Source organism: Mycobacterium sp. NGS48 (genome assembly GCF_059812585.1).
On the sequence record NZ_JCALCY010000002.1, the window covers coordinates 249,137 to 266,381 of the forward strand.

General features: G+C 66.9%; 12 protein-coding genes and 2 pseudogenes. 7 read left to right on the forward strand and 7 right to left on the reverse strand.

The window, feature by feature from the left end; all coding sequences use genetic code 11:
- Positions 1–134 precede the first annotated feature (134 nt).
- The 5 genes and pseudogenes from AC5Y42_RS04850 to rpmF all read right to left on the reverse strand — a co-directional run bounded on the left by AC5Y42_RS04850 (position 135) and on the right by rpmF (position 4,541).
- Positions 135–680 carry a MogA/MoaB family molybdenum cofactor biosynthesis protein gene (locus tag AC5Y42_RS04850; protein ID WP_499896223.1) on the reverse strand — a complete coding sequence of 182 codons (546 nt, stop codon included), beginning with the start codon at positions 678–680 and terminating at the stop codon, positions 135–137.
- A pseudogene (locus AC5Y42_RS04855) lies at positions 680–2,052 on the reverse strand (S1C family serine protease); the annotation flags it as partial. The gene AC5Y42_RS04850 and the pseudogene AC5Y42_RS04855, both read right to left, overlap by 1 nt.
- Positions 2,053–2,082: 30 nt before the next feature.
- Complete coding sequence (locus tag AC5Y42_RS04860; protein ID WP_499896224.1) at positions 2,083–3,588, reverse strand: HAMP domain-containing sensor histidine kinase; 1,506 nt, start codon at positions 3,586–3,588, stop codon at positions 2,083–2,085.
- On the reverse strand, positions 3,588–4,274 hold the full coding sequence (locus tag AC5Y42_RS04865; RefSeq protein WP_499896226.1) for a response regulator transcription factor: 687 nt from the start codon (positions 4,272–4,274) through the stop codon (positions 3,588–3,590). Before AC5Y42_RS04865 ends, AC5Y42_RS04860 begins: the two co-directional genes overlap by 1 nt.
- A gap of 93 nt (positions 4,275–4,367) precedes the next feature.
- A complete protein-coding gene (gene rpmF / locus AC5Y42_RS04870; protein WP_085194965.1) occupies positions 4,368–4,541 on the reverse strand; it encodes a 50S ribosomal protein L32 in 174 nt (57 codons plus the stop codon).
- 199 nt (positions 4,542–4,740) lie between these two features.
- On the opposite strand from rpmF, the gene AC5Y42_RS04875 reads away from it, so the two are divergent.
- The 7 genes and pseudogenes from AC5Y42_RS04875 (at position 4,741) to AC5Y42_RS04905 (ending at position 13,778) form a co-directional block, all read left to right on the forward strand.
- Positions 4,741–6,435 (forward strand): acyclic terpene utilization AtuA family protein, encoded by a 1,695-nt coding sequence (locus AC5Y42_RS04875; RefSeq protein ID WP_499896228.1) that lies wholly within the window; start codon positions 4,741–4,743, stop codon positions 6,433–6,435.
- The gene (locus tag AC5Y42_RS04880) at positions 6,432–7,580 is read left to right on the forward strand and encodes an acyl-CoA dehydrogenase family protein (protein ID WP_499896230.1); all 1,149 of its coding nucleotides are present in this window, start codon (positions 6,432–6,434) and stop codon (positions 7,578–7,580) included. Before AC5Y42_RS04875 ends, AC5Y42_RS04880 begins: the two co-directional genes overlap by 4 nt.
- A gap of 2 nt (positions 7,581–7,582) precedes the next feature.
- On the forward strand, positions 7,583–9,172 hold the full coding sequence (locus tag AC5Y42_RS04885; RefSeq protein ID WP_499896763.1) for an acyl-CoA carboxylase subunit beta: 1,590 nt from the start codon (positions 7,583–7,585) through the stop codon (positions 9,170–9,172).
- A complete protein-coding gene (locus tag AC5Y42_RS04890; protein WP_499896231.1) occupies positions 9,172–11,151 on the forward strand; it encodes an acetyl/propionyl/methylcrotonyl-CoA carboxylase subunit alpha in 1,980 nt (659 codons plus the stop codon). The genes AC5Y42_RS04885 and AC5Y42_RS04890 overlap by 1 nt, the downstream gene beginning before the upstream one ends.
- A complete protein-coding gene (locus AC5Y42_RS04895) occupies positions 11,148–12,314 on the forward strand; it encodes an acyl-CoA dehydrogenase family protein (RefSeq protein ID WP_499896233.1) in 1,167 nt (388 codons plus the stop codon). The genes AC5Y42_RS04890 and AC5Y42_RS04895 overlap by 4 nt, the downstream gene beginning before the upstream one ends.
- Positions 12,314–13,100, forward strand: a pseudogene (locus AC5Y42_RS04900) (enoyl-CoA hydratase family protein); the annotation flags it as partial. The gene AC5Y42_RS04895 and the pseudogene AC5Y42_RS04900, both read left to right, overlap by 1 nt.
- 75 nt (positions 13,101–13,175) lie before the next feature.
- Positions 13,176–13,778 (forward strand): DUF1707 SHOCT-like domain-containing protein, encoded by a 603-nt coding sequence (locus AC5Y42_RS04905; protein WP_499886987.1) that lies wholly within the window; start codon positions 13,176–13,178, stop codon positions 13,776–13,778.
- Here the strand turns inward: AC5Y42_RS04905 and AC5Y42_RS04910 are convergent.
- Positions 13,775–15,802 carry a vWA domain-containing protein gene (locus tag AC5Y42_RS04910; protein WP_499896235.1) on the reverse strand — a complete coding sequence of 676 codons (2,028 nt, stop codon included), beginning with the start codon at positions 15,800–15,802 and terminating at the stop codon, positions 13,775–13,777. The genes AC5Y42_RS04905 and AC5Y42_RS04910 overlap by 4 nt on opposite strands.
- Positions 15,795–17,180 (reverse strand): sigma 54-interacting transcriptional regulator, encoded by a 1,386-nt coding sequence (locus AC5Y42_RS04915; protein WP_499896237.1) that lies wholly within the window; start codon positions 17,178–17,180, stop codon positions 15,795–15,797. The genes AC5Y42_RS04910 and AC5Y42_RS04915 overlap by 8 nt, the downstream gene beginning before the upstream one ends.
- Positions 17,181–17,245 lie beyond the last annotated feature (65 nt).

Sequence of the window (17,245 nt, forward strand, 5' to 3'; positions counted from 1 at the left end):
CGAACAATTAGTCATCGAGGATTGACCGCGCCGTGACCATCAATTGTGATGGGGCGGCACGTTCTCTTGAAGCCAGCGCTCGCGCTCGTCGGCGTCCCGAACATCGTCCGGATCGCGCTCGTCTGAGGTTTCGCTCATATCTCCAGACTCGAAAGCTGACCGATGATCTGCGCCGCCAGCGGGTTCAGGGTCGCCATCCCGTCGCGCACTGCAGATCGCGAACCGGCGAGGTTGACCACCAACGTGCTGCCCGAGATGCCGGCCAGACCGCGCGACAACCCGGCCTCGGCGACGCCGGCCGACAATCCGGAGGCGCGAATCGCTTCGGCGATACCGAGGAGTTCGCGATCGAGGATCTCCCGAGTTGCCTCCGGAGCGACGTCACGTGGGGTCACGCCGGTACCGCCGACCGACACCACCAAATCCACCCCGCCGATCACGGCGGTGTTCAGCGCGTTGCGAATCTCCACTTCGTCGGCGGCGACGGCCACCACACCGTCGACGACGAATCCGGCCTCCGCGAGCAACTCGGTGACCAGCGGTCCGCTGTGGTCCTCTTCATCCCCGTGCGCCGTGCGGTCGTCGACCACGACGACGAGTGCCCGGCCTACCATGTCCGCACGCTGTTCCATGGCTGCAACCGTATATCCGTGATCTGACCCCGGCGCGTCGACTCTCATCACCGATCCGCCTTGCCCAAAGTGACCTGCACCGTCCGGGTGTCACCCGACGGATCCAAATACGTCAGGGTCACCTTGTCCCCGGGCGCTCTGGACCGCACCGCGGCAACCAGGCCGTCGGCACTGTTGATCGTGCGGTCGTTGACCTTGGTGACCACCACCCCGCTGGGCAGCCCCGCGGCTGCCGCCGCACCGCCCGGCACCACATCGACAACCTTGGCGCCAGGAGCGCCCTTGTCGTTCATGACCTGGACACCCAGCGAGGCGTGGGACGCCGTGCCGCTGCGGATCAGCTCGTCGGCTATCCGCTTGGCCTGGTCGATCGGAATCGCGAAGCCGAGGCCGATCGAACCGCTCTGCGCATCGGCGGAGTCCCCGCCGAGGGTGGCGATCGCCGAGTTCACGCCGATCAGATCACCATTCATGTTGACCAGCGCACCGCCCGAGTTACCGGGGTTGATCGCGGCGTCGGTCTGGATAGCGTCCAGCACCGTGTTCTGGTTGCCGGTGTCCCCGGTGGTCGACACCGGCCGGTTGAGCGCGCTGACGATCCCGGTGGTGACCGTGCCCTCCAGACCGAGCGGTGACCCGACCGCGATCACCGGCTGACCGACGCGCAGGTCAGCCGACGAGCCGATGCTGATCGGGGCCAACCCGGAAACGTCTTGTACCCGAACCACTGCGATATCGGTGGTGGGATCGGCCCCGACCACGGTAAACGGAGCGGTGCGCCCATCGGAAAAGGTCACTGTCGTTTTCGGCGCCTCGCCGGGGGGCGCCTCGCCACGGGCGCCCTTGCCGGCAGCGGCGACGACGTGATTATTGGTCAGGATCAGCCCGTCAGCCGACAAGATGATGCCCGACCCCTCTTCGGACTGGCGCCCCAGATCCGTCTCCAGCATTACCACGCTGGGAACAACCTTGGTGGCAACCTGCTCCACGCTGCCTGCCGGCAAGTTAGCGGCCGGCACGCTGGGCGCGGGCCCGCCGCGGATGGTCGTGGTGCTGTGCGCGCCGCCCTGTCCGCTGTGCTCGACCACCGACGCCGCGGCACCACCGATGCCCGCCGACACCACTGCAATAGCCAGCGCGCCGGCAGCTAATAGCCCTGCGCGCGAACGTTTTTGGGATGGAACGATCGGCGGCGGGGGGCTGGCCGGGCCGGGCTGGCCGGCACCGAACGGCGGGTAGGGCTGCCGGTAGCCCTGCTGCTGGGCGTACCGCCAGTCGTATTGCTGGGCATACGTTTGCTGCTGGCCCGGAATGGAATAGGCTGGCGCCGCATGCTGATCGGACACCGGGCGGTATCCGGGCTGCGGCGGTGGCGAATACCTCGGGTGATTCGTCATGCGCTCGGTCGCTCTTCCTCTAAAGATCAGTTCGGGCTCAACGGTAACGGCAACTACCTTGCCTGCGTGGACTGAGATTCCACTGAGACAACGTTCGCTGGGCCTTCAGAGTTTCCCCCATTTTGCCCCGCGCTAACATCCGGCTCCGGATAGGGCATAACCGGCAGCGGACGTCCGGGTAGCAACACGTATATCGAGGTCCCCGGCGGCTGGCCGCCGGGCACGGTGTCCTCCACGCGCAGCGCTCCACCGTGTTTGAGTACCACTTGCTTGACGATCGCCAGCCCCAGGCCGGAACCGGGCATCGCCCGCGCGGCCGCGGAACGGAAGAACCGTTCGAACACCAGTTGGCGTTCCTCCGGCGGGATGCCCGGGCCGTTGTCGGCGACCACCAGTTCGGCATGCGCGGGATCCAGTTGGGTCACCCGGACGCTGACCCGCCCGCCCGACGGACTCCACTTGGCCGCGTTGTCCATCAGATTCAGCACCGCGCGGGACAGGCCGGCGAGGTCACCGTAGACCTGCCATCCGATCACCTGTACCTCGAACTCGATGTCGTTGCGCCGCCGCCGGACCCGCTCCAGGCTGCGGTCGATGACCTCACCCATGTCAACCGGCTCGTGCACGACCTCTCCGGCGTCGTCTCTGGTCAAGTCCACCAAATCGCCTATCAGCGTGGACAATTCCTCGATCTGGGCGATTACGTCGGCGCGCAGGTCGATCATTTCCTGCTCCGGTAGTCGCGGCGCGCCGGGCTGCATCGACGCCATCAGCAACTCGACGTTGGTCCGCAGCGACGTCAGCGGGGTCCGCAGTTCATGACCGGCATCGGTGACCAGCTGGGCCTGCCGCTCCCGCGACTCGGCCAGGGCCCGCAGCATCAGGTTGAATGCCTCGGTCAGCCTGGCCAACTCGTCACTGCCGAATACCGGGATGGGTCGTAGGTCGTCGGTGCGGGCCACCCGCTCGGCGGCCCCGGTGAGCCGGCCCACCGGGCGCAGCCCGGCGCGGGTGACCATGCCCCCGGCTACCGCGGCCACCACGACGCCCACCCCGCCGACAATCAGCAGCACCCAGCGCAGTTTCAGCATGACCGCATCGGTGGGCGCCAGGCTTTTGGAGATCAGGAGCGATGCGCCGTTTGGCAGGTGAATGGCCAGCACCCGCTGGTCGGCCGCCGTGCGCCGGGACATGAACAAGTCACCGCGGATGACTGCTTTTTCCGGGTTGCCGACCGGCAGCGTCTGACCTTCCTGGTTAGCGGTGTAGATCGATCGGCCCGGGTTGACCAGCATCGCGTTGACATCCGAATAGGCAGTGCCCTCAATGGCTTTGCCGGGGTCGGCGGATAGCGATCCGCTTGCGATCAGCAGTTGCGCCCGGCTCTGCAGTTGGTTGTCGATGTCCTTATAGAGCGCTGCCGAGATCACCGCGTACACCGCGACGGCCATCAAGACGACGACCATCGCCACCATCGACATCGCCAGGAGCATCACCCGCCATCGCAACGACAACGAGGGGGTCGCTCGCAGCGGAGCGCGCCGGCCGAACATGGACATCAGGGAGGCGTTTCACGGAGCACGTAACCCACTCCGCGAACGGTGTGGATCAACCGCGGCTCGCCTTCGGCTTCGGTCTTGCGGCGCAGATACCCGACGTAGACCTCCAGCGCGTTGCCCGAGGTGGGAAAGTCGAAGCCCCATACTTCCTCGAGAATGCGACTGCGGGTCAGCACTCGCCGCGGGTTGGCGATCAGCATCTCCAACAGCGCGAATTCGGTGCGGGTCAGGCTGATCTGGCGTTGCCCGCGAGTGACGTCACGGGTCATCGGGTCGAGTGTCAGATCCGAGAACGTCATAGCCACCGACTCGGCGGAATCCTCGGGCTGGGTGCGGCGCAACAGCGCCCGCATCCGGGCCAGCAGCTCTTCAAGTGCGAACGGCTTCGGTAGATAGTCGTCGGCGCCGGCATCCAGGCCGGCTACCCGCTCGGAGATCGCGTCGCGGGCGGTCAACACCAGGATGGGCAGATCATCGCCGGTGCTGCGCAACTGACGGCAAACTTCCAGACCATCCAGCCGCGGCATCATGACGTCCAAGACCACGGCGTCGGGCCGGTCGGTGGTGATCATGTCGAGGGCCTCGACACCGTCTTGAGCCAGCGTCACCGAGTAGCCGTTGAACGACAGCGAGCGCCGCAGCGACTCACGCACCGCACGATCGTCGTCGACGACAAGAATCCGCACGGCCACCAGTTTTAACCAATCGCCTGAGAGCGACCTAAGAGGTCCGCGGCCTTAGTACAGTGCGCGCCGTCGCATCACACTCGACGGGCGAAGTCAGCGCCGGTCGAGGTCGATGAGACCGAGCCGGGCGGCTTTGAGCAGCCGACGCGGCACCTTATGCCGTTGACCGGCCACCGTCACACCGACGAGTTCTGGCTTGGCGGCCTTCCACTGGGCGCGCCGGCTTCGGGTGTTCGCACGCGACATCCTGCGCTTGGGCACAGCCATAATCGAGCCTTACTCCTGGTAGGGGGGTCGCCGCGCAACAGATCGACAGCGACGATTGCTCCTCAGAATAGTCGGTGACCTGTTGGGCGCCCAAATCGGGTGACCGGGCGGGCACCCTTGACGTAACGCCTGCCCCACCGGCTAACCTACCGGTTGGTTGGTACGTTGGCTGCTTAGTCGCCGGGGAGGGAAGACGCGCATGAAGCCTGCGGTCCGAATCGGGAACTGCTCGGGGTTCTACGGCGACCGGCTTGCGGCGATGCGCGAGATGCTCACCGGCGGTGATTTGGACTACCTGACCGGCGACTACCTGGCCGAGCTGACCATGCTGATCCTGGGCCGCGACAAGATGCAGCACCCCGAGCGCGGCTACGCCAAGACCTTCCTCACCCAACTCGAGGAGTGCCTGGGGCTGGCCCACGACCGCGGCGTACGGATCGTGGCCAACGCCGGCGGCCTCAACCCGGCCGGCCTGGCCGACGCGGTGCGAGAACTGGCCGCCAGGCTGGGCATCCAGACGCGGGTGGCGCACGTCGAGGGCGACGACCTGCAGCCGCGCGCCGACGAGCTCGGGCTGGGCACGCCGCTGACCGCCAACGCTTACCTGGGCGCCTGGGGCATCGTCGACTGCCTGAACAGCGGCGCCGACGTGGTCGTCACCGGGCGGGTCACCGACGCGTCGGTGATCGTGGGTCCGGCGGCTGCGCATTTCAGCTGGACGCGCAGCGACTACAACCAGTTGGCCGGAGCGGTGGTGGCCGGCCACGTCATCGAATGCGGCATCCAGGCCACCGGCGGCAACTATTCGTTCTTCACCGAGGTGCCCGACCTGACCTATGCCGGCTTCCCGCTGGCCGAGATTTTCCCCGACGGCTCCTCGGTGATCACCAAACATCCCGGCACCGGAGGTCTGGTCAGCGTCGACACGGTGACCGCCCAACTGCTCTATGAAGTCACCGGCTCCCGCTACGCCAACCCGGACGTCACCGCCCGGATGGACGCCGTCGCGTTGTCCGAAGACGGCCCGGACCGGGTGCGGATCAGCGGTGTGGCCGGCGAGCCGCCACCGCCGACGCTGAAGGTGTCGCTGAACAGCATCGGCGGATTCCGCAACGCGATGACGTTCGTGCTGACCGGGCTGGACATCGAGGCCAAAGCCGAGCTGGTGCGACGGCAGCTGGAGGCCGGGCTCCCGGTCAAGCCCGCGGAGCTCGAGTGGACGCTGGCCCGCACCGACCACGCCGACGCCGACACCGAGGAAGCGGCCAGCGCGCTGCTGCGCTGCGTGGTCCGCGATGCCGACCCGGCAAATGTCGGACGCCAATTCTCTTCGGCTGCAGTTGAACTCGCGCTGGCTAGCTATCCCGGTTTCACGGTGACCGCTCCGCCTGGCGAAGGCCAGGTCTACGGTGTGTACACGCCAGGCTATGTCGATGCCGCCAAAGTGCCGCACGTCGCAGTGCAAGCCGATGGCAACCGGGTCGAGATTCCCTGCGCCGCCGAGACTCTCGAGTTGAATCCGGCCGATCCGCCTGAGTTGCCCGAGCCACTGCCGGCGGGGCCGACCCAGCGGCTGCCGCTGGGTGTCATGGCGGGCGCCCGCAGCGGCGACAAGGGCGGTTCGGCCAACGTCGGGGTGTGGGTGCGAACTGATGAGCAGTGGCGCTGGCTGGCCCACACACTGACTGTGGACTTGCTGCGCGAACTACTGCCCGAGACCAAAGACCTGCCGGTCACCCGGCACGTGCTGCCCAATCTGCGCGCGGTGAACTTCGTCATCGAAGACATCCTCGGCAAAGGTGCCGCCTACCAGGCCCGCTTCGATCCGCAGGCCAAGGGGCTGGGCGAGTGGCTGCGCAGCCGTCACGTCGACATCCCGGAGGGCCTGCTGTGAGTACCTGGAACACGCCGGAGCGCGATCAGCTCCGCAAGACCGCGCGCGCATTCGCCGAGCGGGAGATCATGCCCAACATCGACGCGTGGGAGCGCGACGGCGAACTGCCCCGCGAGCTGCACCGCCGCGCCGGCCAGACCGGCCTGCTGGGGGCGAACTTCCCCGAATCAGTCGGCGGTGGCGATGGCGACGGCGCCGACGCGGTTGTCATCTGCGAAGAAATGCATCAAGCCGGCACGCCGGGCGGCGTTTTCGCGTCGCTGTTCACCTGTGGTATCTCGGTGCCACACATGATCGCCTCCGGAGATCAGCGGCTGATCGAGAAGTTCGTCCGGCCGACGCTGGCCGGGGAGAAGATCGGCGCACTGGCCATCACCGAACCGGGCGGGGGCTCCGACGTCGGGCACTTGCGCACCACCGCGCGTCGGGATGGCGATCACTACGTGGTCAACGGCGCCAAAACGTACATCACTTCGGGGGTGCGCGCCGACTACGTGGTGACCGCGGTGCGCACCGGCGGCCCCGGCGCGGCCGGGGTGTCGCTGCTGACCGTCGAGAAGGGCACGCCGGGGTTCGAGGTCACCCGCAAACTGGAGAAGATGGGTTGGCGGTCGTCGGACACCGCGGAGTTGTCTTACAGCGACGTCCGGGTACCGGCGGGCAATCTGGTGGGCGTCGAGAACAGCGGCTTCGCTCAGATCGCGCTGGCATTCGTCTCCGAACGCGTAGGGCTTGCCGCCCAAGCATATTCGAGTGCGCAGCGTTGCCTGGATCTGACCGTCCAGTGGTGCCGTGACCGGGAAACCTTCGGCCGGCCGCTGATCTCGCGGCAGACTGTGCAGAACACGCTCGCCGAGATGGCCCGTCGGATCGACGTGGCCCGCGTCTATACCCGCAATGTGGTGGAACGTCAGCTCGCCGGTGAGACCAACCTGATCGCGCAGGTGTGTTTCGCCAAGAACACCGCGGTGGAAGCCGGCGAATGGGTCGCCCACCAAGCCGTCCAATTGTTCGGGGGAATGGGATACATGGCCGAGTCCGAAATCGAACGCCAATATCGCGATATGCGAATTATCGGTATCGGCGGTGGAACCACCGAAATCCTGACCGCACTGGCCGCCAAAACCCTTGGATACCAATCATGACTGTGCTGCAGTCCACGCTCGATCCCTCCGCATCCACTTACACCGAAGCGGCGGCGTCCTTATCCAGCAAGCTGGACGAGATCGACGCTGAACTCGCCAAAGCTCTGGGCGGCGGTGGGTCTAAATACGTTGAACGTCACCACGCCCGGGGCAAGTTCACCGCGCGGGAACGCATCGAGCTGCTCGTCGACGCGGATTCGCCGTTTCTCGAGTTGAGCCCGCTGGCAGCGTGGGGCAGCAACTTCCAGATCGGCGCCAGCCTGGTGGTCGGCATCGGTGCGGTCTCCGGGGTGGAGTGCATGATCGTCGCCAATGACCCCACCGTCAAAGGCGGCACCAGCAACCCGTGGACGCTGCGAAAAATACTTCGGGCCAACCAGATCGCATTCCAGAACCGGCTGCCGGTGATCTCACTGGTGGAATCCGGTGGCGCGGACCTGCCGACCCAGAAGGAGATCTTCATCCCGGGCGGGCAGATGTTCCGCGACCTGACCCGGCTCTCGGCCGCCGGAATCCCCACGATTGCCTTGGTTTTCGGCAACTCGACCGCGGGCGGGGCCTACATCCCCGGCATGTCCGATCACGTGGTGATGATCAAAGAACGCTCGAAGGTCTTCCTGGCCGGCCCGCCGCTGGTGAAGATGGCGACCGGCGAGGAGTCCGACGACGAGTCGCTGGGTGGCGCCGAGATGCATGCCCGCACTTCGGGATTGGCAGACTACTTCGCCGTCGACGAGCTCGACGCGATCCGGCTCGGTCGCCGCATCGTGGCGCGGCTCAACTGGGTCAAGCAGGGTCCCGCGCCGAAGCCGGTGACCGAGCCATTGTTCGACACCGAAGAGCTGATCGGCATCGTCTCGTCGGACTTGCGCATCCCGTTCGATCCCCGGGAAGTGATCGCCCGCATTGTCGATGGCTCCGAGTACGACGAGTTCAAGCCGATGTACGGCTCATCGCTGGTGACGGGCTGGGCACAACTCCACGGGTACCCGCTGGGCATCCTGGCCAATGCCCGAGGAGTGTTGTTTTCCGAGGAGTCGCAGAAGGCAACCCAGTTCATTCAGCTGGCCAACCGCTCCGACACGCCATTGCTGTTCTTGCACAACACCACCGGCTACATGGTGGGGAAGGACTATGAAGAGGGCGGAATGATCAAGCACGGCTCGATGATGATCAACGCCGTGTCGAACTCGACGGTGCCGCACATTTCGCTGCTGATCGGCGCCTCCTACGGCGCGGGGCACTACGGGATGTGTGGTCGGGCCTACGACCCGAGATTCTTGTTCGCTTGGCCCAGCGCCAAATCGGCCGTGATGGGCGGCGCCCAGTTGGCCGGGGTGCTGTCGATCGTGAGCCGGGCCGCCGCCGAAGCTCGCGGCCAGCAGGTCGATGAACAGGCCGACGCCGCGATGCGGGCCGCCGTCGAGGGCCAGATCGAAGCCGAGTCGCTGCCCATGGTGCTATCCGGGATGCTGTACGACGACGGGGTGATCGACCCGCGCGATACCCGCACGGTGTTGGGAATGTGTTTGTCCGCCATCGCCAATGGCCCGATCAAAGGGACGTCGAATTTCGGCGTCTTCCGGATGTGATGCCCGTGATTACCCGAGTATTGGTGGCCAACCGCGGCGAGATCGCGCGGCGGGTCTTCGCCACCTGCCGTCGACTGGGCCTGAGCACCGTCGCCGTCTATACCGACCCCGACGCCAACGCACCGCACGTCTGCGAGGCAGACGCAAAGGTGCGGCTGCCGAAGACCACCGACTACCTGTCCATCGATGCGCTGATCGCCGCGGCGCGCGCGGCCGGCGCCGATGCAGTCCATCCCGGCTACGGGTTCCTCTCGGAGAACGCGGATTTCGCTTCCGCTGTGCAGAGCGCCGGCCTGACGTGGATCGGGCCGCCGGTGGCCGCGGTACGGGCGATGGGATCCAAAATCGAGGCCAAGAAGATGATGGCGGCCGCCGGAGTGCCGGTCCTCGACGAGCTCGACCCGGACACCGTGACGCCACAGCAGCTGCCGGTGCTGGTCAAAGCATCGGCAGGTGGCGGTGGACGCGGTATGCGGGTGGTCAACGACCTGGCAGACCTCCGAGACCAGGTCGCGGCCGCCACCCGCGAAGCGCAATCGGCGTTCGGCGACCCCACCGTGTTCTGCGAGCGCTACCTGCCCACCGGCCACCACATCGAGGTCCAGGTGCTCGCCGACGCCCACGGCACCGTATGGGCTGTCGGTGAACGCGAATGCTCGATCCAGCGCCGGCATCAGAAGATCATCGAGGAGGCGCCCTCACCGCTTGTCGAGCGCACGCCGGGTATGCGCACCAAGCTTTTCGACGCCGCGCGGCTGGCGGCCGAGGCGATCGGCTACACCGGCGCCGGAACCGTCGAGTTCTTGGCGGACGACGACGGCGAGTTCTACTTCCTGGAAATGAACACCCGACTGCAGGTCGAGCACCCGGTCACCGAGGAGACGACCGGGCTCGACCTGGTCGAACTTCAGCTCGCCGTGGCCGACGGTGTCCGCCTGGACGCGCAACCGCCCGCCGCGCAGGGGTATTCGATCGAAGCGCGGCTCTATGCCGAAGACCCGGCCCGGGGCTGGCAGCCGCAGGCAGGTGAGGTGCAGCGCATCGACGTCGCCGGCACCCGGACCGAGTTCGAGACGCTCGGCTCACGCACCGGGATCCGGCTGGATTCCGGGATTGTCGACGGGTCGGTGGTGTCCATCCACTACGACCCGATGCTGGCCAAGGTCATCTCGTATGCTCCTACCCGCCGCCGGGCCGCGCTGGTGCTCGCCGACGCACTGGCCCGCGGCCACGTGCACGGGGTGCGCACCAACCGCGATCTACTGGTCAATGTGCTGCGTCATCCAGCGTTCCTCGACGGCGCCACCGACACAGCGTTTTTCGACACGCACGGCCTGGACCAGTTGTCGGCACCGCTGGCCGATGCGGCGGGTATCCGGCTGTCCGCCGTGGCGGCCGCACTTGCCGACGCCGCGCACAACCGCTCGACGGCGGTGGTTCTCGGCTCGATCCCCAGCGGCTGGCGCAATCTGGCGTCGGGCTACCAGGCCAAGTCCTACCTCGACGACAGCGGCGAAGAACATCGAATTGAATACCGCTTCAGCAGAACCGGTTTGGAGTTGGCCGACGAAGTGCGTCTAGTCTCCTCCACCCCGGATGCGGTCGTGCTGGCTGACAGCGCAGGGGTGGCGCGCAGGTTTGCGGTCGCCCGCTACGGCGACGACGTCTACGTCGACTCGCCGCACGGGCCGGTGCACCTGGTCGCGCTGCCGCGATTCCCCGAGCCGGGCTCTGCCGTCGAACAGGGCTCGCTGGTAGCCCCGATGCCCGGCAACGTCATTCGGGTCGGTGCCCAAGTCGGCGACGCCGTGACCGAAGGGCAGCCACTGATCTGGTTGGAAGCCATGAAGATGGAACACACCATCACCTCTCCCACCGACGGCGTACTCGCCGAACTCGATGTCCAGCCCGGCCAGCAGGTCGAGGTGGGCGCCGTCCTGGCCCGCGTCGACGCATCACCCGAAGGAGAATCCCAATGACCGACACGAGTTTCATCGAGAACGAAGATCGACGGGCACTGCGTAAAGCGGTCGCCGCGCTGGTCTCCAACTACGGCCAGGAGTACTACCTGGAGAAGGCACGCGCACAGCAGCACACCGACGAACTGTGGAACGAGGCAGGAAAACTCGGGTTCCTTGGCGTCAACCTGCCTGAGTCATACGGTGGCGGCGGCGCTGGCATGTATGAACTCTCGCTGGTCATGGAAGAGATGGCCACCCATGGTTGCGCGCTGCTCATGATGGTGGTGTCGCCGGCGATCAATGGCACGATCATCGCGAAGTTCGGCACCGACGAGCAGAAGCAGCGCTGGCTGCCCGGCCTTGCCGACGGATCGCTCACCATGGCTTTTGCCATCACCGAACCGGATGCCGGATCCAACTCGCACAAGATCACTACTACCGCGCGTCGCGACGGCAGCGACTGGATCCTCAAGGGACAGAAGACGTACATTTCCGGTGTCGACCAGGCGCAGGCGGTGTTGGTGGTCGGCCGCACCGAGGAGACCAAGACCGGAAAGCTACGCCCGGCGCTGTTCGTGGTGCCCACCGATGCACCCGGCTTCAGCTACACCCCGATCGAAATGGAACTGATCAGCCCGGAGCGCCAATTCCAAGTGTTCATCGATGATGTCCGGTTGCCGGCCGATGCGTTGGTGGGATCCGAAGATGCCGCGATCGCCCAGCTGTTCGCCGGCCTGAACCCGGAGCGGATCATGGGTGCGGCCAGCGCGGTGGGCATGGGCCGGTTCGCGATCAACAAGGCCGCTGACTACGTCAAGACCCGCAAGGTGTGGGGCACCCCGATCGGGGCACACCAGGGACTTGCACACCCGTTGGCGCAGAACCACATTGAGATCGAGCTGGCCAAGCTGATGATGCAGAAGGCCGCGACCCTCTACGACAGCGGCGACGACATCGGCGCCGCCGAATCGGCCAACATGGCCAAATACGCCGCCGGCGAGGCTTCGACGCGAGCAGTCGACCAGGCCGTCCAGTCGCTGGGCGGCAACGGGCTGACCAAGGAATATGGCGTCGCCGCGGCGCTGACGGCGTCCCGATTGTCGCGCATCGCGCCGGTGAGCCGGGAGATGGTGCTGAACTTTGTCGCCCAGACGTCGCTTGGTCTGCCGCGGTCCTACTGATGGACGAACTCGTCGAATATGCAGTCGAGGACCACGTCGCCCGACTGACGCTGAATTCCCCGAAGAACCGTAACGCTCTGTCGACCGCGCTGATCGCCCAGCTGCACCAAGGACTGCGGGACGCGGCTGACGATCCGGCGGTGCGGGCGGTGGTGCTCGGCCACACCGGCGGAACATTCTGCGCCGGTGCGGATCTGACCCAAGCCTCCGGCGGCGATCCCGTAGACATGGCTGCCGATCGGGCTCGCGAGCTGACGTCGCTGTTGCGGGCAATCGTGGAGTCGCCGCTGCCGGTGATCGGGGCGATCGACGGCCACGTCCGGGCCGGCGGCTTCGGCCTGGTCGGTGCGTGCGACATCGTCGTTGCCGGACCGGGCTGCACGTTCGCGCTGACCGAAGCCCGGATCGGGGTCGCGCCGGCGATCATCTCGCTGACGCTGCTGCCGAAAATGTCGGCGCGTGCCGCGGCGCGCTACTACCTGACCGGCGAGAAGTTCGACGCCCGCGAAGCTGCCGCGATCGGGTTGGTCACGAAGGCAGTCGACGACGTGGACGCCGCGGTGGCGGTGTTGGTCGCCGATCTCAGGCTCGCGTCTCCGCAGGGCCTGGCGGCATCCAAGGCGCTGACCACAGCTGGTGTCCTGGCCGGCTTCGACCGCGACGCCGAGCGGCTCACGGCCGACTCCGCGCAACTGTTCGTGTCCGAGGAGGCTCGGGAAGGCATGCTCGCCTTCCTGCAGAAACGCCCGCCCCGGTGGGCGAGCGACGACGATGCGGGCCGCTGACCGGTCCGCGACAGCCGCACGCCACTTTGGCGAAGTTGCCTTGCAGCAAAAATTCTTCGTCGTAGGCTCATCAGTGATGAGCAATTCAGCGCAACCAGGCGCGCGGGGCGAGCGGAGCGGTCTGCCGCGCGCCGCTGAAACCGACCGCATCCAGGTGGCCCAGTTGCTCACCGAGGCCGCTGCTCAGGGCCGGCTGCAGATGAGCGACTACGAAGATCGGCTCACCAAGGCATACGCGGCCAAGACGTATGCCGAATTGGACCGCCTGCACTCCGATTTAGTCGGATCGTCGGTCAGCCCGTGTCGGGGCGGCGACTGCCAACCCGCGCCGTCCACGCTGCTGCTGGCCATCATGAGCGCGTTCGAGCGACGCGGCCGGTGGAACGTACCCAAGAAGTTGACGACGTTTGCGCTGTGGGGCGGTGGAGTGGTCGATCTCCGCTACGCCGACTTCACCTCCACCGAGGTGGAAATCCGCGCCTACTCGATCATGGGCGGGCAAACGATCCTGTTGCCGCCGGAGGTCAACGTCGATATCCACGGCCACGGCGTGATGGGCGGATTCGATCAGAAGGTCAGCGGCGATGGATCGCCCGGTGCCCCGACGGTCAAGGTCCGCGGCTTCTCGCTGTGGGGCGGTGTGGGCATCAAGCGGAAGAACCGCAAAGCTCAGCGCTAGTGCCGTCGCCTGGACCGTAGGTAGTCGCCCACCACCGCGGCGCCCAGCCCGTCGAGGTCGGGCACCACGACCCGGCCCTCCACCCGTCGTGCCACCTGGTCGATGAACCGGGCCAGGCCAGGATCGCTGCCCAGCCGGAAAATCGTCACCTGCGCGCCCAGCCTGGCCATGTCGTCGAATCCGCGCACGGTGTGGGCGATGGTCCGCGGGTGGGGCGGATAGTCGAAAAACACTGCCGCGCCGTCCCCGTCGGTTCCTTCCAGATGGGCGGTCGGCTCGCCGTCGGTGACCACCAGGACGACCGGCTGCGCGTTGGGGTGGCGGCGTAGATGCTGTCCGGCCAGCGCCAACGCGTGGTGCAGATTGGTGCCCTGCTCATAGACACCCTCCAGGCCCATCAGCTCGGCCGGCGTCATCGTTCGCGCGTAGCGGCCAAATGCGATGATCTGCAGCGCATCCGAGCGGAACCGAGTGCTGACCAGATGGTTGAGCGCCAGCGCCGTTCGCTTCATCGGCAACCAGCGGTTCTCCATCACCATTGAAAACGAGGTGTCGACCAGCAGCGCGACCGCGGCCTGCGTGCGGGTCTCCGTCTCGGAGACCTCGACGTCGTCCACGGTGATCCGGATCGGCCCATCGACGGTTGCGGTGCCGGCCTGCCGTAGTACCGCGTTGGTCAGCGTGCGGGTGACATTCCACGGCTCGGTGTCACCGAACTGCCACGGCCGGGTCGCGCCGGTCAGCTCGCCGGCCGCACCGGCACGCCGGTGATCACGCTCGCCGCGCCGGCTCGAAAGCTGTTCTGCCACATCGCGTAACGCCGTCTCACCCAGTCGCCGCATCGCCTTGGGCGAGAGCCGCCACTGGCCGTCCGAACCGCGGTCGAAGAAGCCCTGGTTGACCAGCGCGCGCTCCAGCTCGGCGAGCGTTTGCGCGTCGATGGCGGACTGGTCGCCGAGCTGGCGGGCCAGCGCGTCCAGATCGACGTCGTCCATGGTCGCGCCCGGGTAGCTCTGCGACAGCTGCTCGGCCAATTGTTCCAGCTCGGCAATGTCGGCCAACGCCTGCGCGCCCTCCCCCATGCCCAAGGGGTTGTCTCCGGGGAACTCCGACGAGCCGGTCCAGTCCTCGCCCGGGCGGGCTGCCTGCAGGTGCATGTCCAGCCGGTCCAGTGCCTGCATCAATGCCGGTGATCCGAATGCCTGCTGCGCCAACGCATCCAACTCGGCACGCTGCTCCGCGCTCAGGCTGTTGCGGAACCGCTGCGCGGCGGCGGCCCGCTTGGCCAGCGAGTCGAGCAGTTCGTCGACGTTGCGCGGGTTCTCCGGGAAGAACTCGCCGTGCTTGTTCATGAAGTCCTGAAAATCCTGCTGCGTATCCGCACCCTGGGCGTGCTTGTCCAGCAGGCTGTTCAGGTCATCGAGCATCTCGGTGACGCGCTGACGATCCGCGTCGGTAGCGCCCTCCAGTGCTTGCTTCATCCCGGCGAAGCGCTGGTCCAGCATCTCGCGGCCGAGCAGATCCTTGATCTGCTCGTACTTTTCGCGAGCTTCACCGCTGCGCCAGTTGTACTCGGAGAGCTCTTGGACGGCTTTGGCCGGCGACGGCGAAAGCGCCTCGAGCTGCAGCTCGCCGAAGCGTGCGTCGTCGTCGAGCGCGCGGGCCAATGCCTTGCGCTCAGCCAGCACCGCCTCGTCGAGAAGCTTCTTGATCTCCTGCAACGTGCCGTCTAAATTGTTCTGGCGCAACAAGTCCCGTCGGCGCCGGTTGGCCTCGGCAGCCAGCCGGTCAGCTCCAGGCAGATTCTTGGTGCCCCGCCGCAGCAGCTCGGACAACGCCCGGCGCGGCGAGGTGCCCGCCATCACGTCCTGCCCGATCTGCTCCAGCGCCTCGCGCAGGTCCACCGGCGGGGCCAGCGGGTCGGGCCCGCCGGTATACGCCGAATACCGCGACGAGTGCCCTCGTGACGATCGCGAGCGCGGCGAAGCCGGGCGCTGCGGGTCGTCACCGTCGAACCTAGCCATAGACGGTTTCGCCGTCCCCGGACATTTTGTCGACACGCTTGGCCAAATACAGCGCCTCCAGCGCCAACTCCAGCGCGGCGGCGCGCTCGCCCTCGGATTCCGCACCCAGCCGCTTGGCAACCGCGTCGATCACCGGCAAATCAGGCAGCGCCGCCAACACGTTCTTGGCCGACACCCGCTCACCCGTCGTCACCGCCGAACCACCTTCGACCGCGGCCACCAATGGGCCGACATCGAGCCCGCCGAGCACCCTCGACGCGGTGTCGGCGGTGGCGCGGCGCAACAGGTGTTCCAGCACGGCCTGCTCGCGGCCTTCCTCACCGGACTCGAACTCCAATTTGCCGCGCAGCACGTCGATGACCGTGCCGAGGTCCACCACCCGGGCCACCGGGTCCGTCTCACCCAGCACCGCGCCGCGATGGCGCGCGGCGGCAGCCACCGTCTCGGCCGCCGCGATCGCGAACCGCGCCGAGACGCCGGAGCGCTGATCGACCGAGTGGGATTCGCGCAGGTAGCGGGCGAACCGGGCGATCACCTGGGTCAGATGGTCGGGCACCTGAGCACTCAGGTGCGCCTCCTGCACGATCACGCCCACTTCGGCGTCGAGCTCCAGCGGGTAGTGCGTGCGGATCTCCGCGCCGAACCGGTCTTTGAGCGGGGTGATGATCCGGCCGCGGTTGGTGTAATCCTCCGGGTTGGCGCTGGCCACCACCAGCACATCCAGCGGCAGCCGCAGCGTGTAGCCGCGGACCTGGATGTCGCGTTCCTCCATGACGTTGAGCATCGACACCTGGATGCGCTCGGCCAGGTCGGGCAGTTCGTTAACCGCGACGATGCCGCGATGCGCCCGGGGGATCAGGCCGTAGGCGATGGTCTCGGGGTCACCGAGGCTGCGGCCCTCGGCGACCTTGATCGGGTCGATGTCGCCGACCAGGTCGGCCACGCTGGTGTCCGGTGTTGCCAGCTTCTCGGTGTAACGCTCGCTGCGGTGTCGCCACTCCACCGGCAGGTCGTCGCCCAGGGTGGCGGCCCGCCGGATCGACTCCGGTGTGATCGGCGAGTACGGATGCTCACCGAGTTCGGCGCCGCCGATCACCGGTGTCCACTCGTCGAGCAATCCCACCAGTGCCCGCAGCAGTCGCGTCTTGCCCTGGCCACGTTCGCCGAGCAGGACGAAGTCATGGCCGGCGATCAGCGCGCGTTCCAGCTGCGGCAACACGGTGTCGTCGAAGCCCAGGATCCCCGGCCAGATGTCGTCACCCTCGGCCAGCGCGGTGAGCAGGTTTTCCCGGATTTCCTGTTTGACTCCCCGCTCGCGATGCCCGCCGGCGCGCAGTTCGCCGACGGTGCGGGGCAGATGGGTCGGTGCAGTCACCACTCCACGCTACGACGGCGCCGTAACGGGCGTCATGCCACGTCGAATCCCGCCGTTTGTCGAGCCTC

Bases quoted from the DNA above. Each gene is read 5' to 3' on its own strand.
- AC5Y42_RS04850 (WP_499896223.1), bottom strand. From the start codon at position 680: ATGAGAGTCGACGCGCCGGGGTCAGATCACGGATATACGGTTGCAGCC.
- AC5Y42_RS04860 (WP_499896224.1), bottom strand. From the start codon at position 3,588: ATGTCCATGTTCGGCCGGCGCGCTCCGCTGCGAGCGACCCCCTCGTTG.
- rpmF (WP_085194965.1), bottom strand. From the start codon at position 4,541: ATGGCTGTGCCCAAGCGCAGGATGTCGCGTGCGAACACCCGAAGCCGG.
- AC5Y42_RS04875 (WP_499896228.1), top strand. From the start codon at position 4,741: ATGAAGCCTGCGGTCCGAATCGGGAACTGCTCGGGGTTCTACGGCGAC.
- AC5Y42_RS04890 (WP_499896231.1), top strand. From the start codon at position 9,172: ATGCCCGTGATTACCCGAGTATTGGTGGCCAACCGCGGCGAGATCGCG.
- AC5Y42_RS04895 (WP_499896233.1), top strand. From the start codon at position 11,148: ATGACCGACACGAGTTTCATCGAGAACGAAGATCGACGGGCACTGCGT.
- AC5Y42_RS04905 (WP_499886987.1), top strand. From the start codon at position 13,176: ATGAGCAATTCAGCGCAACCAGGCGCGCGGGGCGAGCGGAGCGGTCTG.
- AC5Y42_RS04910 (WP_499896235.1), bottom strand. From the start codon at position 15,802: ATGGCTAGGTTCGACGGTGACGACCCGCAGCGCCCGGCTTCGCCGCGC.